Genomic DNA, 239 nt, shown 5'->3' with positions numbered 1-239 from the left:
AGCAACCAAGGTGATCAAACGGTGCCTAATGTAACTGGTAAGACAGGCGAACATGTCACTGTTGATGTGCCATTACTTAAAGGTTACACACCAGATAAAACGACGGTACCAGCCACAGTTAATCCAGATGGCACGATCACGGTCGATAATCCAACAACTACAGGTAAAGTGACCTACACACCAAACGATGCTAAGGCAAATGTGACGATTCCAAGCAACCAAGGTGATCAAACGGTACC

1 protein-coding gene is annotated in these 239 nt (G+C 45.6%); it reads left to right on the top strand.

Going from position 1 to position 239, the window contains the following annotated elements; all coding sequences use genetic code 11:
- Positions 1 to 239 (top strand): hypothetical protein (locus CES79_RS12970; protein WP_159459508.1); only part of this gene is annotated, 239 nt, incomplete at both ends.

The organism is Secundilactobacillus silagei JCM 19001 (genome assembly GCF_002217945.1).
Lineage (GTDB): Bacteria > Bacillota > Bacilli > Lactobacillales > Lactobacillaceae > Secundilactobacillus > Secundilactobacillus silagei.
This window is presented reverse-complemented; position numbering and strand designations above follow the sequence as displayed.